This is a genomic window from Desulfobulbus elongatus DSM 2908 (assembly GCF_000621145.1).
GTDB classification, from domain to species: Bacteria; Desulfobacterota; Desulfobulbia; order Desulfobulbales; family Desulfobulbaceae; genus Desulfobulbus; species Desulfobulbus elongatus.
Genome location: NZ_JHZB01000033.1, coordinates 18,337 through 41,679, shown reverse-complemented (window position 1 = coordinate 41,679; position 23,343 = coordinate 18,337). Strand labels below are relative to the sequence as shown.

The window sequence follows — 23,343 nt, the reverse complement described above, 5'->3', positions numbered from 1 at the left end:
TCTGCCTTGATGCAGCATATGTGGGCAAGGAGGATACTGTACTCTCCAATGGCTTCATCCCCCACATCCGCCCACGAGGCGAAGAGAAAAAATTGATCGAAAGAGATCCTTCGTTCAAGGCACGGCGCTGGGTCGTTGAGTTAGCACATTCATGGTTCAACCGGTTTCGCAAATTGATACCACGATACGAGAAGACAGATCTCTCGTACATTGCACTCAACACATTGGCAGCCGCCATGATTGTCCTGAACAAGGTCATGGTTATTTATGGATAATCACTTGGTCGAGCCGTACACCGCGCTCACCGGCGAGATCTGGCGGCCGACCACCGAACCGAGTGCCACGATGTCGCCGCTCCGCCGCTGCATGAGATAGCGCCCGGCCTGCCGCATCAGGTGGGCCGCGCCCAGGACGTTGGTTCGGTACAGGGCCTCCCACTGGGCCTCGTCGCTGGTCAGCACGCTGCCCGCCAAACCCCGGCCGGCATTGACCACCACAATATCGTATTTGTTGCCGCCATCGGCCCAGGCCAGGGCCTGTGCGAGCAGGGCATCGATTTCCTCCGCCCTGCCGGCGTCGCCGGGCACCACCAGGGCTGTGCCCCCCTGGGCGGCAATGACCGCCGCCACTTCGTCGAGCCGTTCCCGCCGCCGGGCGTTCAGCACCACCGCCGCACCTTCCCCGGCCAAGGCCAGGGCCGTGGCCCGGCCGATGCCGGCGCTGGCGCCGGTGACGATCGCCGTCTTGCCGCCCAGTCTCTTGCCGCCTGCCTGTTGCGTTGCGTTTGCCATGTGCTTGCCTCCGTTCTTTTCCGCAGAAAAAATATTGTGTTTTCTTCCAGAGGTGGGCCGTTATGATTGGCTCCGTTCCGCCTGTCCGGCCTCGTCGCGCTCCCGGAAAACCTCCCTGGCCGCGGACAAGCCGTTGAGGGCGGCGGGAAATCCGGCATACACCGCCATCTGCATGATGACCTCCACCACCTCCTGCCGGCTGCAACCGACGTTGAGCGCGCCGTTGATGTGTACCTTGAGCTGCGGCGCCGCGTTGCCGAGCGCCGTCAACGCCGCCACCACGGCGATCTCGCGCGACTTGAGATCGAGCCCCGGCCGCGAATACACGTCGCCGAAAGGAAACTCGATGAGATACCGGGCAAAATCCGGGGCAATATCGTGCAGTCCCGCCACCACCCGCTCGCCCGCCGCGCCGTCGATCTCGCGCAGTTTGTCCCAGCCGCGTTGATACCGATCCTGATTCTCCATGGCACACCTCCCTGAATATGAACGGGGACATTCGCCCCCTCTTTTCCTGCCCTGCACAGGCGCAGGGCGTTTTTTCGGGGCCATTTCGACGCGCGCAGCGCGGGAAAATGACGGATTCCCCCATCTGGTCGAGTTGTCCACGCCACGCCGCCTCTTCCGGTCCTTCACCCCGTCCTTGGCGGCAGAGAGTCCTTCTTCTCTTTGTGCCAACCTGCAATCCATACGGGTGCGCCGATGCTGCGCAGCAGGCGCCGGAAAAAGCGGCGTGCGCCGGGCAAGGGCAACTCAGCCTTTGACTCTCTTGATGGTGCCGTTTGCGATCATCGTCTGGAATTGGGCCAGGAGGGCTTGTTCCTCTTTATCGATATGGCCATCGGAGTGGGCACACTCCATGATCTGCTGGTATTCCGATGGCGTGACCTCAAGGTCTGCGATGGCATGTTTGATAAGTTTCTTCAGGTCGCCGGCCGACTCGCTCACTTTTTTCATCAATGTGTTCTCCCTGGACTCTGTCCGAAATAAAGTGGTTGGTGAAAAGAGAAAGACAACGCCTCAAATATAACCCATCGTCGGGCTCCGATAAAGAGGGGGGGAATACTTCTCCTTGGCATGTGGCGCCACTTGCGGTTTCCCGAAGCGTCTCCGCCCCTTGGGATGACAGCAGTCTCCATCCTTCCCGATCAGGTCATCGTTGGCAGCACAACTGAGCGCGTTGCGGCGAAAGGCCGCACCGCCCGGCGGATGCCCTGATATTCATTCCGTTTCTCCCCGCTCCTCTTTGTTGCGCCTCTGCCGGACCATCGCGCCCAGCACGGCTCCTGTCCGCGATCCGGACAGGAGCCAGCCGGCCACCAGGGCCGCCGCCATCAGCAGGCTGCCGAGCAGGCAGACCCCTAGCCAGCCGCCTTCGTGCCAGGCCAGGGTTCCGGCCAGCGAACCGCCCGCGCCACCGACGAAGAACGAGACGATGTAGATGGTGTTGATCCGGCTCCTCGCCTCGGGCCGCAGGGCGAAAATTCGCGTCTGGTTGGCCACATGGCCGCCCTGCACGCCGAGATCGAGCAGGGCCGCGCCGCAGGCCAACGCCACCAGGGAGGTACCGCCCAGCCCCATGATCAGCCACGATGCCAAGACGATGCCGCTGCCCACGGCGACAAGCCGGCGCGCGCCCAGACGGGGCGCCATGCGCCCGCTGAAACTGGCGGCCAGGGCGCCGGCCGCGCCGACCAGACCGAAACCGCCGGCAACCTGCGCGCCGAAATTGGCCGGCAGGCTTTCGAGCTGGAAGACCAGGGTGCTCCAGAAGACGCTGAAGGCGGCGAACAGCAGGGCGCCGCTGACGGCGGCCTCGCGCAGAACCGGAAGTTCGCGGAGCAGGCCCGGCAGCGAGGTGAGCAACTCGATATAGGGCGGCCCGTTTTCCGGACGGCTGGCGGGCAGCATGAGGCGCAGCAGCAGCGCGAAGACCAGCATGAGCGCGGCCGCAAAGAAATAGACCGCCCGCCAACCCAGGTACTCGCCGATGCAGCCGCTCACCGTCCGGGCCAGGAGGATGCCGAGGAGCAGGCCACTCATCACGGTGCCGACATTTTTGCTTCGTTCTTCCGGCCCGGACAGGGTGGCGACCAGGGGCACGATGGCCTGGGGCACCACGGACAGGAGCCCGATCAAGAGATTCAGCCCCAGCAGGAGGACGGCCGAGCGAACAGCGCCGGTGACGGCCAGGCTCAGTGCGGCCAACAGCGTCAGCACGACGATGAGCCGGCGGCGTTCAGCCCGGTCCCCCAACGGGGTGATCAGCAACAGCCCAAGGCCGTAGCCGATCTGGGTGAGGGCCGGAATCAGCCCGACCTGCGCGCCGGTGAGGCTGAAATCGCGGGCGATTTCCGCCAAGAGCGGTTGGCTGTAGTACAGATTGGCGACCACCGCCCCGGAGGAGGCGGCCATCAGGGCGAGCAGGGAGCGCGAGACCTGGGGCTCCGTGGCAGCGGGATTTGATGCGGACATATATTTTTCTCCTTGGAGAGGTGTGCGGTACAGGACGGCAACGGAGCGCGCTCCGGAGGGGGAGCGCAGCTTACATGCTTTTTGCGAAAACGTTCACCCGTTGGCCAGAGAAGGCGGCCCGGTTTTCCCGTCAGGCTCGTCCTCCAGACCGGCGACAATGGTTTCCAGGCGGGCGGCGTTCGCCTCGCAGTCTTGTTTGAACGCTTCCAGATGCCTGATTCGTTCATCCGCCGACGCGACGTGCGCCCTGAGGATCTCGATCACCTTCCGCTTGCCCTCGACCACCTTGCCATCGGTGAAATAGAGGTCGATGACCTGGGCGATTTCCTCGAGCGAAAGCCCGAGCCGCTTGAGCATCTGGATTTTCCTGAGCCGGGCCACATCGCGCTCGGTAAAGGTCCTGCTCTTGCCGGCAAGCCGCTGTTCCCGCGGCCCCATCAATCCCAGTTCCTCGTAATACCGGATGCAACGGGTCGTCAACCCGGCCCGTTTTGCGGCTTCGCCAATCTTGAACTGTGTCATGGTCCTTTTTCTGTTTTTAACGTTAACGTTAAGAATATATGCGGCTGAATATGTCGCCTGTCAACCCGCGGGCGGGATGCCGGCGCCGGTCGCTACATCCGGCTATGGCGGAGGATGGAGAGCAGGAGGCGGAATCCCATCAGGCCGGCCACGATGAAGCCGACCAGGCCGATGATGGGGATGCCGCGCCAGAGGGGTGGCAGGCCGGAATGGAGGATGAGGGAGCTGCCGATGATCAGGGCGGCGAGGACAATGGCGAAGCTGATGCGGTTGGACACCTGGTCGAGGGTCACGCTCAACGATTGCAGGCCCTTGTGCTCGAATTCGAGCCGCATCCGGCCGCTACGCAACTGGTGCAGGATGGTGCGCACTTCCTCGGGCAGGTCGCGCAGCAGATTGAGGTAGGAGAGGCCGGTGTCGGTGAGCGCCGAGGCCAGGCGGCCGGGCTGCATCCGGCCCAGGCGGATCTTGCGCATGAACGGCTCGGCCAGGCGGATCAGCTCCAGCCTGGGGTCGAGCATCAGCCCCAGCCCCTCCACCGTGGTCAGGGCCTTGAGCATCTGGTAGAAACTCGGCTTGAACGACAGCTTGTGCCGGGAAACCAGGTCGAGCAGGTCCTGGAGGATCTTGCCGGCTTCCAGGTCCCCCAGGGGGCGATAGAGATACATGTCCATCAGGCCGGCCAGATCCCTGGCCAGGTTGTCCCGGTCGATCTCGCCCAGTTGCACCGTGACCTTGAGCACGCCGGTGACGATGTTCTGCTCGTTGCCGGCCACCAGATCGAGCACCAGGTCGGTGAAATCCTCCCGGTCCCTGAGCGACAGCCGCCCCATCTGGCCGAAATCGATGAAGCAGACCACGTTGTCCGGCAGGATGAAAACGTTGCCCGGATGAGGGTCGGCATGGAAGAAGCCGTGCACGAAGATCTGCTCCATCACCAGATTGGCGCCGCGCTCGGCGATCAGGGAGAGATCGTAGCCCTGCTCGCGCAGCGCCCCGACCCTGGACGACTTGATGCCGAGCACGTACTCCATGACCAGCACCCGGTCGGTGCTCAGCTCCGGATAGACCAGCGGCACATGGATGGCGGGGTTGTCCTCGAACTGGCGGGCAAAGCGCTGGATGTTGGCCAGCTCCACGGAAAAGTCGATCTCCCGGCTCAGGCTGCGGGCGAACTCGTGGACGATGGCCATGGGCTGGTGCCCCTGCACCTCCTCCAGGTACTGCTCCATCAGCTCGGCGATGTGGGCCAGGATCTCCAGGTCGACGGCGATGACGTTCTCGATGCCCGGCCGCTGCACCTTGACCACCACCTCGGCGCCGTCGTCCATCCGGGCCCGGTGCACCTGGCCGATGGAGGCGGCCGCCAGCGGTTCGACATCGAAATAATGAAAAATTTCCTCGGGGTAGCGCCCCAGCTCCTCCTTGAGGATGGTACGCACCTCGTCCACGGAAAAGGGCGGGATGTCGTCCTGGAGCTTGGCCAGTTCGCCAAGGAAATCGGCGGGAATCAGGTCGGGCCGGGTGGAGAGCAGTTGGCCGAGCTTGATGAAGGTCGGCCCCAACTCCTCGAACACCAGCCGCAACCGCTCCGGCCGCGAGAGCCGGGCGATCTGCTCCCGCGGCTTGCGGTTGATCATTTGCAGGCCGGACTCCAGGTACTGATCGATGTGCAGCCGGTCGACCAGGTCGTTGAAGCCGTATTTGAACAGCACCCGCAGGATGCGGTGGTAGCGGTTGAGGTGGCGGTAGGTCCGCCCGATGGCTCCGAGCTTCCTGATGCTGAACATGGGCGATCAGTCGCCGTTGCCCCGATTGATCGCCACCTGCAATTCCTCGATCTTGCGCTGCAACTCGGCGATTTCGTCCTTGGTGGCCAGGTTGAGCTGCCTGATCCGGTCCTCGACCCGCTTGTTGATCCACAGATCGAGCTGGTCCTTGGCCTTCTCCGACCTGCGCAGGAGATCGTCGACAAACTGTTTGCCCTCCTCCTGCGACATCTTGCCCTTTTCAATCAGGTCGCCTTTCAGCTCCTCGATCTTCTCCTTGGTGAGGAACGCGGCGCCGATACCGGCATAAAACACGTTTTTCAACAGTTCCTTCATGGTTGCCTCCACTGTGCATGAAAGGGGAATGCCATTTCTTCCACTATAGGACCTGTACGCCGCCAGCGCACCCTATTCCTTGCCGATATCGCGATGACACACCTCGGGCGCATATCCCTTTGCCGCCAACAGCGTCCGCAGATGCTCCACCACGGCCACCGAACGATGCTTGCCGCCGGTGCAGCCCACAGCCAGGCTGAGCGATGCGCGCCCGCTGGCCGCATATTCGTCGATCAGGAAGAGCAACAGGGGATCGAGCAGGGCCAGAAACCGCTCGCCGGACGCATTGGCGAGCGCATAGTCGGCCACCTCGGGCTCCAGGCCGGTGTGGGGCCGCAGTTCCGGCTCCCAGTGCGGATTGGGCAGGAAGCGGACATCCCACATCAGGTCGGCCTGGGGATGGCCGTGCTTGAAACCGAAGGAAAACAGGGTGATGTTCACGATAGATTCCTTTGCGGCGTGGCCGTCGTCCGCGGTCAGCCGGCCGAGCAGATCATGCGGATGGACTCGGCCCGCTCGTTGATGCCGCGCTTGAGCATCTCGTGGTTGTAGGCGGTGATCACGTCCTGGCGCTTGAGCATGCCGAGCACCCAGGGCTCCGCCAGGCTCTCCACCACCGGAATCTCGTCGATCCCCTTGATGTCGAACAGTTGCATGGCCTCGTAGCAGTTGGTGTCCGGGGTGAGCATGATCACGTCGCGGGCGCAGATGGCACCCACCAGGTGGCAGACGCGCTCCTCCTCGCTGTGAAGGATGGTCTTGACGTCCTGCATCGACACCACGCCCACCATCAGCCCCTTGTCGTTGACCACCGGAAAGTAGAAACTGTTGCGGGCGAAGCGGAACAGTTCGAGCAGGTGATTGATGTTGGCGTTTTCGCTGATGAAATCGACATCCTCGGTGATCGCCTTGCCCACCCGGATCGATTTGAGGATCGCCACCTCGCGGCCCTCGTGGATGTCGATGCCCTCGCGGGTGAAGTCGACGGTGTCCATGGAGTCGCCGTAGAGCCAGGAGGAGGTGACGGTGCCCACCACCGCGGCCACCATCACCGGGATGATGATCATGTAGTTGCCGGTCATCTCGAAAAGGAGAAAGATGGCGGTCAGGGGCGCGTGGGTGGTGGCGGCGAGGAAGGCGCCGATGCCCACCGTGGCGTAGGCCCCGGCGGCGGCGGTGGTTTCGGGGAGAAAGTGGTGGACGATGCCGCCGTAGGCTCCGCCGAGGACCGCGCCGATGAACAGGGCCGGGGCGAAGACGCCGCCGGCGCCGCCCGAACCCAGGGTGAGGGCCGTGGCCAGCGACTTGAGAAAGACCAGCACCATCATCCGCCACACCAGGGTCTCGCCGGCCAGGGCCTTGGCGATGTAGTCGTAGCCGTTGCCCATCACCTGGGGAAAGAAGATGCCGATGCAGCCGACCAGCAGGGCGCCGAGGATGGGTTTGATCTGGTCGTGGAGACGCAGCCGCCGGAACCGGTCGCGGATCAGGTAGAAAAAGCGGATGTGCAGCACCGCCGTCACCCCGACGATCACCGCCATCAGGGTGTAGAGCGGAATCTCGACAAAGGCGTTGACAATGGTGTAGTCCGGAATGGGAAAGGCGGGCACCGTGCCGTAGTAGGCTCGCGACACCACGGTGGACAGCGCCGAGGCGATCACCAGCGCGGAGAAGGAGGAAATCTCGTAGGTACCGAGCAGGACGATCTCCGCGGCGAAGAACATGCCGGCCAGCGGGGCGTTGAAAATGCCGGCGATGCCGCCGGCGCATCCGGCGGCGATGTAGACCTTCATCCGCTTGCCCGAGACCCGGAACCGCTGCCCGACCTGCGAACCGAGGGCGCCGCCGATCTGGGCGATCGGCCCTTCCACCCCGGCCGAATTGCCGCTGCCGATGGTCAGGGCGGTGGCGATGATCTTGATGAAGATGTTGCGGGCCCGGATCACCCCGTTTTCCAGGTTGACCCGGCGCAGAAAGGCCGTGAAGCCGTAGCCGTTGACCCTGCCGGGAAAGGCCAGGGACAGCGGAATGAGCAGGGCCGCGCCGGCCATGGGCAAAAACGGCAGCAACAGCCGCCGCCAGCCGCCCTCGCCGATCCGGAGAACCTCGTGGCCCCAGACGAAAATGATCTCGTGGACGAGATCCACCGCCTCGCGGAAGACGATGATGGCCACCCCGGACATGACGCCGATGCAGGCCGCGATCAGGATCATCCGCGCCCGCTCTCCCGGAAGGAATCGTTTCATTTTGGTAAGCATAGCCGCTCCGGAATGGCGCAGCCGATGGCTGCGGCCTGGCGCAGGAAATAGGCGTCGGTCATGCCGGCCAAGTAGTCGCGCACCATGGCGGCCGGGCTGTGGCTGGCCACATAGGCGGGCGACATCGATCGGAGGAAGCTTCGGTCGATGCCCTCGTGCGCCGCCCGCTGCGCCAGATCGAGGTAATGGGCGAACAATCGCTCGTAGCACTCCTGGATTCTGTCGAAATCGGGCTTGAAGGCCGGGTTGGCGTAGATCCGCCGGTAATTGAACTCCTTGAGCTGGCTAAGCGCCGCCCCCACCTCCTCGCTGAAGCCGATGCAGTCGCTGTCGGCATCGTCCGCGGCCGCCCCGCGGACCTGGGCGCTGCTGGCCAGGAGATCGGTCACCAGGGTGTAGACGATGGTGCCGTTGCTGGCGCCGAGCACGCGACGGCACGGCTCGGGAATCTCGTCGCGGACGACCAGCCCCAGTTCGATGGCATCCTCAAAATCGCGGCCGATATAGGCGATGGTGTCGGCCAGCCGGACCACGCATCCCTCCAGGGTCATCGGCACCAGCGGCAGGGCGGGATCGGCCAGCTTGGCCGCGATCTCCCGGTCATGGCCGGCGAAATCCTTGCGCCGGTCGGGCCGAAGATGCCGGGCATGGACCTCGCCGTCGTGGCAGAGGATGCCGTCCAGCACCTGGAGGGTGAGGTTCCAGCCCGCGCCGCCGCGCTCGAACCGGTCGAGAAACTGCACCGACTGGATGTTGTGCTGAAAGGATGCCAGGCCGTGGCGCCGGCAGATTTTCGACAACATGCGCTCGCCCTCGTGGCCGAAGGGCGGATGGCCGATGTCGTGCCCCAGGGCGACGGCCTCGATCAGGTCTTCGTTCAGCCCGAGGAACCGGCCGATGGTGCGGCCGATGCGCGACACCAGCTGCACGTGCAGCACCCGGTGGCTGATATGGTCGTTGTCCACCAGGGAGAAAACCTGGGTCTTGTCGATGTAGCGGGTGTAGGCCCTGGAGTGGAGGATGCGGTCCGCATCCTGGGCAAAGGCCTGGCGATGGTCGGCCAGCCTTTCCTCGACCCGGCGGACGGCCTGGCGGCTGGCGCAGGCCAAGGGGGCGAGCACGGCTTGTTCGCGCTCGTCCAGCTCCCGCCGCACGGCGTGCAACCAGTCCTGATGATGTCCTGCCTGTCGTTCGATCATACCTCTCTCTCCGGCCGCCTCGCGGAAAGCACGAACATACCAAAAACCCCTGGCGAATAAAACAGATTTCAGCCGGCGCCCAGGCCGCCCGGACCGAAGCCGGGGCCGGTGCCGTGCCGTGAAAATCCGCCCCCTGCCCTTGTCCTGTCCGCGCCGTTTCCTTACTATTGGAAACAAGGCGGAGAGCGACCGCACTCGCCTCCGGATACGAAGACCACAACCAGGGTGCAGGCGCCATGTCAGAACAGAGAAAACATCCCCCCGATCCGGCCAAGGTGGCCCTGCTCCGCTCCCTGCCCGCGGAGATCAAGGCGACCATCACCGGCGAGGAAGCCGAACAATTCATGTACGGCACGGAAATCCCTGAATCGCTGTACGACAAGATCAAGGATTTCCTGGTGGAAATCGACGAATAACCGACCCTTGTCCGGCCCTCCCCTTTTCAGGAAGAGGGCGCCCCCCTGCCGCCGCGGTCCGGGCGGCAGGGTCCTCTTCCCTCCCCGTTTCCCGCCCGTGCCGATCTGAAGGAACGCGGCCTTTTCCCGACCTTGACCGTTGTCGACAACTCGTTGCAAATGGATGGGTTTTTGCCATCGCTTTAGCATTGCATAATGCTATTTTTTGGTTTATCGTGCCCCACCAAAAAGAACTGAATGCCAATTCATTGTCTCGGCCCTGCGCTGGGCCGGAAATGGATGTTTTTCTGTGCAGTTGAGGCGGAACCGCTCTGATCTGGGGCGGGAGATTGAGACAACCGGATGGGAAGCGAATCACCCGTGACGGCAACCGGACCGGCGCCGGACGTCACCTCCAGTTGCAACTGAAACAGACTGTTTGCCCTCCCCCTTCCAGCGAAGCGGTTCATAACCGCGGCAGACCAGATCAGGCTCGACATGCGTTTGTGAAGTTCCGCAGGAGCTTCTTGTCATAGCGTTCATCTTTAACCGTTTCCGGCAGTCAACCACCTGCCGGCGAACACCAACCACCGTGTAAGGAGAATGATCTTATGTCGCGAAAAATGGTCACCATTGACGGAAACCAGGCGTGTACGCATGTCGCGTATGCCACCAGTGAAGTCATCACGATCTACCCCATTACGCCATCCTCCCCGATGGCTGCCGAATCCGACGCCAAGGCCAATGCCAAACAGGAAAACATCTGGGGCTCCATTCCGGTCATCACCCAGATGCAGTCCGAGGCCGGCGTGGCCGGTTCCGTGCACGGTTCGCTGGGCGCCGGCGCGCTGTGCACCACCTTCACCGCATCCCAGGGTCTTCTCCTGCTGATCCCCAACATGTACAAGATCGCCGGCGAGCTGCTGCCCACCGTTTTCCATGTCACCGCCCGCGCCATCGCCTGCCAGGGCCTGTCCATCTTCGGCGACCACGGCGACGTCATGGCCGTCCGCCAGACCGGCTGGGCCATGCTCTGCTCCCAGGACGTGCAGGAATGCCAGGATATGGCGCTGATCTCCACCTCCGCCACCCTGCAGGCCAGCATTCCGTTCCTGCACTTCTTCGACGGTTTCCGGACCTCCCACGAGGTCATGAAGATCGAGCAGCTGACCTTCGACGACATGCGCGCCATGATCGACGAGGACCTGATCATCAAGCACCGCCAGCGCGCCCTGACCCCGGATCGGCCCACCCTCGGCGGTACCGCTCAGAACCCCGACGTGTACTTCATCGGCCGTGAGACCGTGAACAAGTATTACGATGCGATTCCGGGCATCGTCCAGGCCACCATGGATAAATTCGCCGCCCTCACCGGCCGCCAGTATCACCTGTTCGACTACATCGGCGCCCCGGATGCCACCGACGTCGTCGTCATCATGGGTTCCGGCGCCCTGACCGTGGCCTCCACCGTCGAGCACCTGATCGCCGAGGGCAAGAAGGTCGGCCTGGTGATCGTCCGCCTGTTCCGCCCGTTCGACCCGAAGGCCATGGTCAACGCCCTGCCGCCGACCGTCGAGCGCATCACCGTCATGGATCGCACCAAGGAGCCGGGCTCCAACGGCGACCCGCTCTACCTCGATGTCCGCGCCGCCATCACCGAGGCCGCCGAGGCCAACCCCACCATGTTCGTGCCGGTTATCCTCAACGGCCGCTACGGCCTGGGTTCCGCCGAGTTCACCCCGACCATGGTCAAGGCGATCTACGACAACATGGCATCCTTCGCGCCGAAGAAAAAATTCTGCGTCGGCCCGAACGACGACGTCGCCTTCACCAGCCTCGCCTACGACAAATCCTTCAACATCGAAGGCAAGGACGTCTTCCGCGCCCTGTTCTACGGCCTGGGTTCCGACGGCACGGTCGGCGCCAACAAGAACACCATCAAGATCATCGGCGAGGAGACCAGCAACTCGGCCCAGGGTTACTTCGTGTACGACTCCAAGAAGTCCGGCTCCATGACCGTTTCGCACCTGCGCTTCGGCAAGAACCAGATCGTCGCCCCGTACCTGATCAACAAGGCCAACTTCGTCGCCTGTCACAACCCGGCCTTCCTCGACACCTATGACATGCTGGCCAACCTGGAGCAGGGCGGCACCTTCCTGCTGACCACCACCTACTCCAAGGACGAGATCTGGGATCACCTGCCCTCCCTGGTACAGAAGCAGATGATCGAGAAGAAGGTCAAATTCTACATCATCGACGCGGTCAAACTGGCCCTGGCCCTCGGCCTGGGCGCCCGCATCAACATGATCATGCAGACCGCCTTCTTCGTCATCTCCGGCATCATCAGCAAGGACGATGCGATCAAGTCGATCAAGAAGGCCATCAAGAAAACCTACGGCATCAAGGGCGACAAGGTCGTCAACATGAACTACGGTGCGGTTGACGGCGCCATCGAGAACATCGTCGAGGTCAAGGTGCCCAAGAAGGTCACCGGCCACGAGATGCCGCCGATCGTTTCCCCCGAGGCTCCGGACTTCGTCAAGAACGTCACCGCCAAGATGATGGAAGGCCACGGCGAGGACATCCCGGTTTCCCAGTTCCCGAACGATGGCCGCTGGCCGACCGGCACCTCCCAGTGGGAGAAGCGCAACATCGCCGTGCAGGTTTCCTGCTGGGATGCGGACACCTGCATCCAGTGCGGCCGCTGCTCGCTGGTCTGCCCGCATGCCTGCATCCGCATGAAAGTGGCCACGCCCGAGGCGCTCCAGGCAGCCGGTGCCGACGCCTCCTTCAAGACCGCCGACGCGGCCGGCAAGGAGTTCAAGGGCATGAAGTTCACCATGCAGATCTCCACTGCCGACTGCTGTGGCTGTACCCTGTGCGTCACCGTCTGCCCGGCCCGCAAGAAGGATGCCGAAGGCAACAAGACCGAGATCCGCGCCCTGTCCATGGTCATGAACACCGAGGAGGTCAAGCAGGAATCCCAGAAGACCTGGAAGGCCTTCCTGGCCCTGCCCGAGGTCGACGACAGCCTGATCAACGTCGGCACCATCAAGGGCAGCCAGTTCAAACGGCCGCTGTTCGAGTTCTCCGGCGCCTGCGCCGGCTGCGGCGAGACCCCGTACATCAAGCTGGTCACCCAGATGATCGGCGACCGGATGCTGGCCTCCAACGCCACCGGCTGCTCCTCGATCTACTCCGGCAACCTGCCCACCACCCCGTACTGCACGCGCGCCGACGGCCGTGGTCCGGCCTGGTCCAACTCGCTGTTCGAGGATAACGCCGAGCACGGCCTGGGCATGCGCCAGGCGGTCGACAAACTGGCCAGCCAGGCGGTCGAGCTGCTGGAAGCCGCTGTCAAGGAAGGTCTGGTCGCCAAAGAGTTGGCCGACGCCCTGACCAGCGCCCCGCAGAAGGAGCAGGGAGAGATCGAGGCCCAGCGCGCTCGCGTGGCCGAGTTGAAGGCTGCCATCGAAGGCAAGAAGGACGCCGTCGCCAAACGGCTCTACCATGTGGCCGACTACCTGGTGAAGAAGTCCGTCTGGATCATCGGCGGCGACGGTTGGGCCTACGACATCGGTTACGGCGGTGTCGATCACGTGCTGGCCTCCGGCAAGAACGTCAACATCCTGGTGCTGGATACCGAGGTCTACTCCAACACCGGCGGGCAGATGTCCAAGTCCACCCCGCGGGCCGCGGTCGCTCAGTTTGCCGCTGGCGGCAAGAGCATGCCCAAGAAGAACATGGGCCTGATCTTCTCCACCTTCGGCACGGTTTATGTCGCTCGGATCTCGATCGGTGCCAATCCGCAGCAGGCCATCAAGGCCATTCAGGAGGCCGAGGCCTATGACGGTCCGTCCCTGATCATCGCCTACGCCCACTGCATCAACCACGGCATCAACATGGCCATGGGTCTGGAGCAGCAGAAGAAGGCGGTCGAGTGCGGTCACTGGTCGCTGTTCCGCTACAACCCGGCACTCGAGGCCGAAGGCAAGAACCCGATGACCATCGATTCCAAGGAACCGACCATCACCTTTGCCGACTATGCCATGAACGAAAACCGCTACCGGATGCTGAAGCTCTCCAATCCGGCCCATGCGGAAGAGTTGATGGCTCAGTCGCAGAAGGATGTGGAGAAATCCTGGAAACTGCTCAAGGGTTGGGCCAAGGCCCTGGAGACGGAATAAACCGTCCGCGCTTTTGATGTGAAGTGAAAAAGCCCCGCCGGTGCGCACCGGCGGGGCTTTTGTGTTCCTTTCTGCCGACCCGCCACGGCGGCGGCAAAAAAAATGGGGCCGAACAGGCCCCATTCCGTTGTGATGCCGTCAGAATTCCGGCTTATTTCTTCTGGGCGGAGCTCTCCTCGCGCTCCCTGAGCATGCGGTCCCGTTCGGCCTTCAGTTCTTCATACTCTCGCTCGGCAGCCAGCAGCGCTTCGTCCTGCCGTTTTTTGATCTCCCCAACCTTGGCCTTGATCTTCTCTTCCCTGATGGTCAATCCCGGCGCCCCGAACAGGGTGTTGGCTAAATACTTGAAGGAAAACAGCATCAGTTCCACGTCGTCTTCCCTGATTTTGGCCAGAGTCTCCGGATCGATCTCATAGGTTTCCAGAAACGAGCTTTCGAAGATGAATTTGCGGAAGGTGTCGAGGTCGGTGGAGGCCATGAAGAACATCCGCTTGGCGGCCTCGCTCAGGGTGGCCTGAAGACCGAAGGATTTGCGCCGCATGATCAGACGAAGCCATTCCTTGTTCATTTCGTCGCGCAGATCGACCCCCTGATCGGCCCGCCACTCGCCGATGGTCCAGCGCTTGGGCTCCTCGTGTCCCTTGCAGTGCGGTTCCTTGACCAGGAAGAAGAATTTCTCCTCGGCCGCATCGTTGGTGCCGCCTTCGTGAAAATCGGCCATGCCCACCGGGTAGTAGCGGCAGGCCGAGGGCCGGTCCGCATACACCGTGCACCCTTCCGGGGTCACAAAAGGGCAGCCGTTCTTCTCGCCCGCCAGCTTGATCTGCACCCCCGGCATATCGGTCTTTTCCAGATAGGTCGGCTCGGTGTACTCGGTGATGAATTCGTGGGCCGCCATGCCGAGCCGCCGGCGGAGAACGAGGATATCGTACGGGGTGAGAATGATCTTGATGTTGTGGCAGCAGGCCGTGAAGCAGCTGACCCCGGGGTGACAGTCGAACCGGAGATGCGAGGCCAGCGTCAGTTTTTCCGGAAGAATGTTGGACGGATTTTTATCGGTGGACTTGATAAAATCGAGTTCGGCATCACTATATTCGTCAATCGCCATGCGGCACCTCTTGCTGTGCGAGTAAAGTCGGATTCCGCGCCCGTGGCGCGGCCGGATACGGAGCCGGTTATTTTACCATGCCCTCTTTCGGTGTCAAACCTTATCGGAATTCCGCCTCCTTTCTTCCCGGACGCAGACGGAAGGCAACCGGACGGGGCACCACCGGCCAACCGACCGCCGGACCCCTGTCGCCTTTTGCCAAAAAAGTCCTCCTCCGTGGTCGTTATTTTATGTTATTTCCCCCGCAAACCTGCTAAGGAATAATCAGTTCTTTCTCTCCGCCGCCAAGAGTCGTCCATGAAAAAATTTTTCGCCAACCACGTCGACCTCAGCAAGGTCAACACCCTGATTTATCATCTCCCCGATGGCCCCACTTTTTCCGTCGAGATGAACGGTTTTGACGGTTTCATCGATTTTGACATGGAATTCGGCGACATCTGCGATACCTCCGATATCGACGGTGTCCTCCATTTCTTTCCCCGAGGCAACGCCTGAGCCCCGAGCACGTCTCCGTTTCCGCTCCTTCCCTTCCGTTTGCACATCGCATGACGTCCCTGATCGACATCCGCGAAGATGGCCATGTCCATACCCGGCTCTGCAACCATGCCGTCGGCGAGATGGAGGAATATGTCCAGCAGGCGGTCGAGCGCGGCCTGACCACGCTCGTTTTCCTTGAACACCTGGAGACGGAGATCCGCTATCAGCCGCGCAGCTGGCTCGACGATGCGGATTTTGCCCTGTATTTCCGGGAGGGGGAACGGCTGAAACAACAATACCGCGAGGTGATAGACATCAAGCTGGGGGTGGAGACCGGGTACAATCCCGAAGCTGCCGAGGCCATTCGAAGGCGGCTGGCCCGCTACCCGGTCGAGCGCGTCGGCCTGTCCTGCCATTTCCACCGCCACGGCGACGTCCACCTCAACCTGCTCAGCCGGCGACGGCAGAGCCTGGACCAACTGGCGGCCATCGGCGCCGATGCGGTGGTCACCGCCTATTTCGCTGCCCTGACCGAGGCGGTGGCGACCCTGGACTGCGATGTCCTCTGCCACCTCGACGCGGTCCTGCGCCACCTCCCCGGCATCCGGTTCAACGACGACCACCGGCGGCAGATCGGGGAGCTGCTGGACGCCATGCAGGCGCACAGCGTGGCCTTGGAAATCAACACCTCGGGATTCGACTATCGGGGCACGCCCTTTCCCGCCGGCTGGATCGTGACCGAGGCGTTGCGCCGCAACATTCCCCTCCGCGCCGGCTCCGATGCCCATCATCCCGCCGAGGTCGGCCGGCATTTCAAGCGGTTGCCGGACCTTCTCGCCGTCCTCCCGGCGTGAGTCATCCCGTCCCGCACCGGCACCGGTGGCGGGCGCTCCTTTTCAGGGCACCTTGATATACCGTCCCATGGCCGTGCGCAGGGACTCGGCGTTGAACGGCTTGATCAGAATCGAGTTGACGCCGGCGTCGGCCGCCGCCTCGTGGTCCTGGACATCGGACTGGGTGGTGACCATGATCACCGGCAGTTCCTCCAGCGGGTACAGGGCCCGGATTCTTTTGGTCAGCTCGATCCCCGAGATTTCCGGCATGTTGAGATCGGTCAGCACTAGGAGGGGTTTTTCCCTGGCCAGCCATTCCAGCGCCCCGGCGGGAAACTCGAACAGCACCGGATCGAAGCCCAGCTCGTGCAGGGTTGCCTTGTAGATATTGAGGATCATGCGGGAATCGTCGATGGCGCAGATCTTGGCCCGTGCCTTGCTCTCAAGTTCCTCGCCGGAAATCCTGGCCGCGAAATCCTCCCAGCCTTTCTCCCTGAGCAGGGCGATATAGTGGTTTCTTATGTCCCGGTGGGCATGGGGCAGGTAGATCAGCGCCAGTTCCTGGAAAAAATCCTCCCCGGCCAGGCTGAGAAAGATGTTGTCGACCTGGGCGTTGACGATGATCTTGACGATGTGGCGCGCCTCGTCGGTCTGGGGCCGGATCATGTTCTTGATGCCGGCGGCGAGGATTTCGTTGAAGTTCCGGTCGATTGCCCGGGCAGCGGCGGTACAGACATGGTCCTCGCCGTCGGTCAGGCCGGCGGCCAGGGTATAGGCCCCCTTGCGCAGGGGCAGCAGGGCGAGGGCCTCGTAAGCGGCGAAGCGGACATTGGCGTTGCGCGGCACCGTGTTGAGCAGGGAACGGATCGGCATGATCGCGCTGTCGTCGCCGATCTCGCCGAGCACGTTGAGGGTGTGAATCAGCAGGTCGCTGTCCGCCTCCTTGAGATTCTCGATCAACACCGGCACCGCCTTGCTGCCAATGCGCACCAGCTCGTCCTTGGCATAAATGCGCATGTGGGCGTAATGCGACCGGAGCGTGTCGTTCAGCTTCTCCAGGGACACCTGATCCTGCACCTCGGCGAAGATGCCCAGGATGATCAGATCGAGTTCGTTGTCGGTGCCCATCCGTTCGGCCAGCCGGTGCATGGCGGTGTTGGTGCCGATCTGGCCCAGGGCGTGGATGGCGGCGATGATCAATTCCCGGTCGGCGGCATAGAGGTAATCGGTCAGGGTGTTGATCGACTCGGGATCGCCGATCAGGCCCATGTTCTCGATGATCAGCTTGATGGTATCCGTGTTCTGGGTCCGGCCGAGGAGCGCGATCAGGGCGGGGGTCGCCTCCTCGAATTTCAGTTCGCCGGCGGTCTCGATCATCACCCGCTTGTCGGCGATGTCCGGGTTCGCCAGCGACCTGAGCAGAATCTCGGGGTAGGCGATCAGATTGGAAATCAGCGTCTCGCGGATGATCGGCAGGGTGGCGGCCAGATCGGGATGCGCGGTCACCAGATGGCTCAACAGGGGGACGGTGAAGGCCACATCGCCGCGCGACAGCTCGTAGAGCAGCCTGTTCTGCGTCTTCTTGTCGACGGCGCCGAGGTGATCCAGGACCAACCGTGCCTTGAGGGCATCGCCGGTTTGGATATTGGCCTGGATTTCCTCGATCATGTATGCTCCGCTCAGCTCGACCATGCGTCACCCCTGTTGCGCCTATGTTGTGCCGTTTACTTCAATAACCAGTCGACACCCAGCCGGCTGATCACGTTCAAACCCCCGCATAACACCATGCTATCGCATTTGCCGAGGTGGTCAAGGAAGACTTGCACCTCGTACGATCTGGTGCCGGCGTTGCAGAGGATGATGTAGGTTGTATCGGGCGACAGCTCGTCATACCGGCGCCGCACCTGCCCGTACTCCAGGGCCATCCATCTGTCCGCCCCGTATTTCTCGACATAGGGCGCCGAGTCCAGCGGATGGCGGAGGTCGAGCACCGCCCAGGAGGGTTCGATGGACATGTCCTCCATCCAGGCGAGAAAACGGTCGAGATCCACCCGGCGCAAGCGGTTGTCGCACATGTTCTCGGCCACGTAGCCGGCGGCGTTGATCGAATCGATGGCCGAGGAAAACGGCGGGGCATAGGCCATCTCCACCAGGCCGAAATCCTCGATGAGGCCGCCCTTGGCGATCAGGGCCGCCGCCGTGTCCACCCGGGCCGAAATCGAATCGTTCATCATGCCGAAGGCCTGGAGGCCGAGGACGCGCCGCGAACGGCGGTCGAACACCAGTTGCAGGATCACCACCGCCTGGTCGGGGAAGAAATGGGCCCGGTCGGACGGCGAGGTCAGGGCGTAGTCGGCCTCGAAGCCCTCGGCCAGGGCCGCCTCGTAGGTCAGGCCGGTGGCGGCGATGCACCGCTCGAAGGCCTTCATGATGAAGGAACCGCAGATGCCCCTGAACAGGGAGGGGATGCCGGCCATGTTGTCGGCCACCACCCGTCCCTCGCGGTTGGCCAGCGACCCCAGGGGTGCGAAGGTTTCCCGGCCGGTGATCAGGCTGGTCGCCGCGATGCAGTCGCCGGCGGCATAGATGGCGGGGTCCGTGGTCTGCAGCCGCTGGTTGACCCTGATGCCGCCCCAGGGGGCGACGTCGAGGCCGGCGGCCTTGGCCAGTTCGCTGCGCGGCCGCACCCCCGCGGCCACGATCACCAGATCGGCCTCCAGGGTGCGCTGGGCCGTCTTGACGCCGCACACCCTGCCCTGGCCGTCGTCGAGCAGTTCGGCGGCCGATTCCCTGGTGAACACGGCCACGCCCTTGTCTTCGAGATGCTTTTTCAGCATGGCGGCGAAATGCCGGTCCACCAGTTTGGGCAAGAGTTGGGGCGCCAGTTCCAGCAAGGTGGTCTCGATGCCCCACAGGTCGGTGAGGGCCTCGGCCATTTCGATGCCGATGGCGCCGCCGCCGATCACCACCGCCCGGCTGACCTTGCCCTGGGCGATCCGGGCCTTGATCTCGATGGCCTTGTGCAGGTCGGCGATGGTGAACACGCCGTCCAGCTTCATGCCGGCAATGGGGAGTTCAAAGGGTTTGGCACCGGTGGCGAGCATCAGGTAGTCGTAGGGCAGGTGCTGTTCCTCGCCGCTGTCCAGGTTGCGCACCTGCACCTGCTTCTTTTCCCGGTCGATGGCCAGGGCCCGCGTGCGGGTCAGCACCCGCACCCCCTTCGAATACTCGAAGAAACCGGCGTCGCGGACCACATGGAAACTGGTGGCCCGCAGCTCGCTCTCGTCGGAGACGTCGCCGCTGACATAGTACGGAATGCCGCAGCCGCCGTAGGAGATCAGATTGTCCTGATCGACCATGGTCACGTCCCAGTCCGGCCGCAGCCTCTTCAACCGGCTCGCCGCCTTGGGACCGGCGGCGACGGCACCGATAATAACGATTTTCTTGCTCATGACAGGTTTCCTCCTGTGGAATGAAGAACGTCAAGCACCTTGTCCGGTGCGGTTTCTCGCATGCGTGTCGGCCGGCGCACCGGAGGACAACGCCGTGCGCTGTTCTCCGGCCGGGCCGTTATCGTTTCTCCCCGACCACCTCGATTCCCTGACGCAACTGCGCGGGCAGGCCGGCCAGGAAAGCCCCGGCATCGAACGCCGGCTTCTCCCGGCTGCCGCCGAGTTCCGCCTCGACGACCCTGTTTCCCTGCACCACCAGTTGGATCCGGGCCGCCAGTTGCTTGTTCATCGGCAGACCGACGCGGTAGCGCAGCGAGCCATCCGGCAGCATCTCTCCCCGGAGCCCGATTTCGTCGCTGCCGGCCAAGAGATGGACCGGGCCGCACCGCACCCGGCCGTTGTTCCCCTCGCAGACCAGTTCCCGCTCCCTGCAGGACAGCCATTCCCGGGGAAGGCCGGCAAGTGCCAGCAGTTCGTGCAGGGCGCCGGCCGGTTTGAACCTGGCCCGGTCAAGAGACAGCGCCACCGTGAATGTTGGCGGTTGCGCCCCCTGTTCGGCGGCCATACGGGAAAAAGCATCGAACCGCACATCGACCGCTCCCTGCGGTTGCGCCACCAGGCCGAACAGCGGATGCATGCGGCCGAGCAGATCGGTCAGCGCCGGCTTGAGCGCCGCGTCCCTGACCAACTGGCCGTCGGGTGCCAGGGACAGCGCCGTCCGGGAAGGGGCAAGCTCCCAGACCGGTTCCAGGGTGGCCCGGCCGCCGCCCTCGAGCGGGCCGTCTAGGCGGCAGCGCAACCTGCCCAGATTACACTCCACCGGCACAACAAGCGACTTGAAACCGAGCCCCCGCAGACGAAGTGCATCGACGGGCAGTTGGGCCGAGAAGGTCAGCCGCTCCGTCGGCACGGGCCACTGCAGCGGCAGGGAAAGAAGCACATCGCCGGGCCGGCCGCCGCTCACCGAGATCTCCCGGCCGACAAGGGGGGCCAGAAGCGGCATCAGGGCGGCATAGTTGCAGCTCACCCGCCCCTGCAATTCCAGCACCGGGGGATCGGCGGCGGCGATCGAGCCGGCGCCCTCGATGCCAAGCGGGGTCGAGCGCAGGATGAACGAGGGCATTTTCATGACGCCGCCGGCCCAACGCTCGCGGTCGAGCGTGAAATGCAGCATCGGGTGCGGATCGGCAAAGAGCTTTTTCTTGCCGCGTCTTGCGGCAAAGGAGGCCGTGTCCAGAGTCACTTCGATCGATTTGCGGCGTGCGCTCGAATCGATGGCCAGCGCGCCGCGCGTCCTGCCGGCCAGGGTCAGATCCGGGGGGAGCCAGCCGGCGGCCCTGGCAAGTTCGCCGAGCAGAGCCGTCTCGGTGGCGCCCCTGAAGGACAACGAATAGCCGGCGGTCGGCTGGCGCCAATCCCTGATCGCACCGCTCACCTCCAGGGTCGTTCTGGCCGAGGCCCAGTCCAGTTGCCGGACCGTCAGCCGCCGTTGCGCGCCGTCCACCTCGATAACTGGTTGCTCCTGCGTATCGAGATCCCGCCAGTTGTCGACCACGGTCAGTTCGCGGAGTGCCACCTGCCGGTCGGGGCTTTGTTTGTTTTTACCCAGGGCAAAGGTCACCTTCGGCTCCCGCAGGCTGTAGCCCGGACCGGTCACCGCCAGCCGCTCAATCACGCCCTCCATGCTGCCAAGGGCGATCTTCGTTCCCGTGGAGCAAAGGCCGGCGCCGCCAAAGCGGAGCGTTCCCTTCAGGGCCGGAAACGCGGTATCGTCGCGCAGACCCCGGATCAGGCCGCTCAACCGTTCAAGATCGACGTTCCCATTGAGGGTACAATTATTCTCTGCCGCCGCCTGTTGCCGCATATCCTCGGCCCGCAGGGAAACGCTCCCCGGCCAGGCGGCGGCCTCGAGCCGTAACGAGTCGAGCGCCCCGTCCCGGAAAAACGAGGGGGAGACCACGGCCTGCCCGGCAATCTGCAGATCGTGGCCCGGCATCAGGGCTTTTTTCTCCCGAGCGCAGGCGAAATCCCGGATGGCGAGCCGGCTATCCACGCCGATGTTGCCACCGGCCGCCCTGCTGGTGGCGGCCGTCAGTTCCACCTGCCCTTTGGCCTGGGCATTGAGGGCGAAAATCTTGTTCAGCTCCTGTGACATCCGGTCGAGATCGCCGCTGCCCCGCAGAGTGAAACCATCAAGGGCGCCGCTGCCCTGCACCTCGAAAAACGGCGTCTGCACGTGCAGGGCGCTGATGGTCGTGCCGTCGGCACTGTGATCGGCTTCGACCGCGAGGGCCAGCGGCGTGGTCCAGTCGTAGGGGCGGCCGTCATGCAGGAGGTGCAGGTGCTGGGTGCGGCAATCCGCCCGGACGTTCATGGCCTGGCCATTGCCTGCGGCCTTGAGGGAGAAGTCGACTCCGCCCTCGGTAATCACGGTCTGTTCGTGCACCCGCAACAGCCTGGGCACCTGCGCCGCCAGGACCGTCAGATCGATGCTGCCCGTGGCGGTCAGGCTGCCCGCGCCATCGTTGAAGCTGCCGCCGGCGCGCAACCGGACGGGGTCCGAGTCCAATTCCAATGTGGTCAGCCGCCACCCTTGCCCTTGGCGGTGGTCGCCCGCGAAACGGAAGCTGAGTTGATCGAGCCGGGGCCGATCCTCGCCCAACACGCCGCCGGAAAGTTGCACATTGTGCAGGGTGGTTTCGCCCTGGGCCTCGAATTTTTCGATGCCGGCGGCATTCAGGCGCAGGCGGGCGCTGAGGATGCCGCGGCCGCGGGGCGACTGGCTGCGGGATGCGGCCAGGTCGAGAAAATCGGCAATCTCCAGGTCGGCGACGGTCACCTCGGCACTGGCGATCAGCATTTCCGGAAGCGATTGCCCGGCCGAGGGTAGGTTGAGGAAGCCCGAGGCCTGGAAGCGGCCGGACTGTTGCGCGGAGAGGAAGCTGAGATCGTAGTGGAGCGAACCCATGGCGAGGCTGCCGGCGAGCTCGAGCCGGCGGACGAGCCGGCGCGGTGGCGCGGCACCGGAGGCGGCGACGAACTGGCCGTCGGTTGCCTTGAGTCGGACGGTCAGGCGTTCCCACCATGGGGCGAGGCGGGAGTCCCGCCGGTCTTCGTCGCCGGCGGGGGAGGAAGCGGCGGGGGCGCCGTTCGCGGCCGCAGACGGTTCAGGCTTTGGCTGGGGGGGGAACAGGGTCAGGACAGGCTGCTCGACGGCGATATCGCCCAGATAGGCAGGTGCCATCAGCAAAAGCAGCAGCCCCTTGTCGCTGGTCACCCTCGGCGCCTCGACCCGCACCCCGCGCTGCGGATCCTGATAGCGCACCTGCTCGCATCGCAGCCCCTCCAGCCAGCCCAGGGAGCAGGAGCCCATTTCCAGGCTGCCGGGAAGATGCCGGGCGACCAGATCCTGCGCGCGGGTGAGCACGGGCCGTATCCCGAGCAGGGAGGGCAGGAAGGTGAGCACGGCAACCGCCGCACCCATGACAATGACCGCGGCGCGGCCCTGTCTGCTTACATGTTTCACTCTCGCCCCTTGGTG

19 protein-coding genes are annotated in these 23,343 nt (G+C 63.7%); 5 read left to right on the top strand and 14 right to left on the bottom strand.

Annotated elements, in window-relative coordinates; translation table 11 throughout:
* Window positions 1–275: transposase (locus Q362_RS0114235; RefSeq protein WP_028319231.1), on the top strand; the 275-nt coding region annotated here is incomplete at its 5' end.
* Here Q362_RS0114235 and Q362_RS20870 read toward each other — a convergent pair.
* The 10 genes from Q362_RS20870 to Q362_RS20845 form a co-directional block, all read right to left on the bottom strand.
* Window positions 276–791 carry an SDR family NAD(P)-dependent oxidoreductase gene (locus Q362_RS20870; RefSeq protein ID WP_035216885.1) on the bottom strand — a complete coding sequence of 172 codons (516 nt, stop codon included), beginning with the start codon at window positions 789–791 and terminating at the stop codon, window positions 276–278.
* 60 nt (window positions 792–851) lie between these two features.
* Window positions 852–1,259 (bottom strand): carboxymuconolactone decarboxylase family protein, encoded by a 408-nt coding sequence (locus Q362_RS0114225; RefSeq protein WP_028319230.1) that lies wholly within the window; start codon window positions 1,257–1,259, stop codon window positions 852–854.
* 285 nt (window positions 1,260–1,544) lie between these two features.
* Window positions 1,545–1,748: a hypothetical protein gene (locus Q362_RS0114220; RefSeq protein WP_028319229.1), complete on the bottom strand. Its 204-nt coding sequence runs from the start codon at window positions 1,746–1,748 to the stop codon at window positions 1,545–1,547.
* 264 nt (window positions 1,749–2,012) lie between these two features.
* Window positions 2,013–3,266, bottom strand: coding sequence for an MFS transporter (locus Q362_RS20865; protein ID WP_084312780.1), 1,254 nt, complete (start codon window positions 3,264–3,266; stop codon window positions 2,013–2,015).
* A gap of 93 nt (window positions 3,267–3,359) precedes the next feature.
* A complete protein-coding gene (locus tag Q362_RS20860) occupies window positions 3,360–3,788 on the bottom strand; it encodes a MerR family transcriptional regulator (RefSeq protein ID WP_051554351.1) in 429 nt (142 codons plus the stop codon).
* A gap of 92 nt (window positions 3,789–3,880) precedes the next feature.
* Window positions 3,881–5,578: an ABC1 kinase family protein gene (locus Q362_RS0114205; protein ID WP_028319228.1), complete on the bottom strand. Its 1,698-nt coding sequence runs from the start codon at window positions 5,576–5,578 to the stop codon at window positions 3,881–3,883.
* 6 nt (window positions 5,579–5,584) lie between these two features.
* Entirely contained in the window at window positions 5,585–5,893 is a 309-nt protein-coding gene (locus Q362_RS0114200; RefSeq protein WP_028319227.1) for a phasin family protein, read from the bottom strand.
* A gap of 72 nt (window positions 5,894–5,965) precedes the next feature.
* Window positions 5,966–6,334 (bottom strand): RapZ C-terminal domain-containing protein, encoded by a 369-nt coding sequence (locus Q362_RS20855; RefSeq protein WP_051554350.1) that lies wholly within the window; start codon window positions 6,332–6,334, stop codon window positions 5,966–5,968.
* 35 nt (window positions 6,335–6,369) lie between these two features.
* On the bottom strand, window positions 6,370–8,151 hold the full coding sequence (locus Q362_RS20850) for a chloride channel protein (protein WP_035216861.1): 1,782 nt from the start codon (window positions 8,149–8,151) through the stop codon (window positions 6,370–6,372).
* Complete coding sequence (locus Q362_RS20845; protein WP_051554349.1) at window positions 8,136–9,350, bottom strand: deoxyguanosinetriphosphate triphosphohydrolase family protein; 1,215 nt, start codon at window positions 9,348–9,350, stop codon at window positions 8,136–8,138. The genes Q362_RS20850 and Q362_RS20845 overlap by 16 nt, the downstream gene beginning before the upstream one ends.
* A gap of 236 nt (window positions 9,351–9,586) precedes the next feature.
* Here Q362_RS20845 and Q362_RS0114180 point away from each other — a divergent pair, with 236 nt between their 5' ends.
* Window positions 9,587–9,766: a hypothetical protein gene (locus Q362_RS0114180; protein WP_028319226.1), complete on the top strand. Its 180-nt coding sequence runs from the start codon at window positions 9,587–9,589 to the stop codon at window positions 9,764–9,766.
* Window positions 9,767–10,356: 590 nt separating this feature from the next.
* The gene (gene nifJ / locus Q362_RS0114175) at window positions 10,357–13,932 is read left to right on the top strand and encodes a pyruvate:ferredoxin (flavodoxin) oxidoreductase (RefSeq protein ID WP_028319225.1); all 3,576 of its coding nucleotides are present in this window, start codon (window positions 10,357–10,359) and stop codon (window positions 13,930–13,932) included.
* Window positions 13,933–14,083: 151 nt separating this feature from the next.
* Here nifJ and Q362_RS20840 read toward each other — a convergent pair whose 3' ends face one another.
* Window positions 14,084–15,040 carry a YkgJ family cysteine cluster protein gene (locus tag Q362_RS20840; RefSeq protein WP_035216860.1) on the bottom strand — a complete coding sequence of 319 codons (957 nt, stop codon included), beginning with the start codon at window positions 15,038–15,040 and terminating at the stop codon, window positions 14,084–14,086.
* A 297-nt stretch (window positions 15,041–15,337) separates the two neighbouring features.
* Here Q362_RS20840 and Q362_RS0114165 point away from each other — a divergent pair, with 297 nt between their 5' ends.
* Window positions 15,338–15,535 (top strand): hypothetical protein, encoded by a 198-nt coding sequence (locus tag Q362_RS0114165; RefSeq protein WP_028319224.1) that lies wholly within the window; start codon window positions 15,338–15,340, stop codon window positions 15,533–15,535.
* Window positions 15,536–15,585: 50 nt separating this feature from the next.
* The gene (locus Q362_RS0114160; protein WP_028319223.1) at window positions 15,586–16,371 is read left to right on the top strand and encodes a histidinol-phosphatase; all 786 of its coding nucleotides are present in this window, start codon (window positions 15,586–15,588) and stop codon (window positions 16,369–16,371) included.
* 42 nt (window positions 16,372–16,413) lie between these two features.
* Here Q362_RS0114160 and Q362_RS0114155 read toward each other — a convergent pair whose 3' ends face one another.
* The 3 genes from Q362_RS0114155 to Q362_RS0114145 form a co-directional block, all read right to left on the bottom strand.
* Window positions 16,414–18,042 (bottom strand): HEAT repeat domain-containing protein, encoded by a 1,629-nt coding sequence (locus Q362_RS0114155; protein WP_028319222.1) that lies wholly within the window; start codon window positions 18,040–18,042, stop codon window positions 16,414–16,416.
* Between the two features lie 32 nt (window positions 18,043–18,074).
* Window positions 18,075–19,802, bottom strand: coding sequence for an FAD-dependent oxidoreductase (locus Q362_RS0114150; RefSeq protein WP_028319221.1), 1,728 nt, complete (start codon window positions 19,800–19,802; stop codon window positions 18,075–18,077).
* 118 nt (window positions 19,803–19,920) lie between these two features.
* Complete coding sequence (locus Q362_RS0114145) at window positions 19,921–23,328, bottom strand: hypothetical protein (RefSeq protein ID WP_157470161.1); 3,408 nt, start codon at window positions 23,326–23,328, stop codon at window positions 19,921–19,923.
* Window positions 23,329–23,343 lie beyond the last annotated feature (15 nt).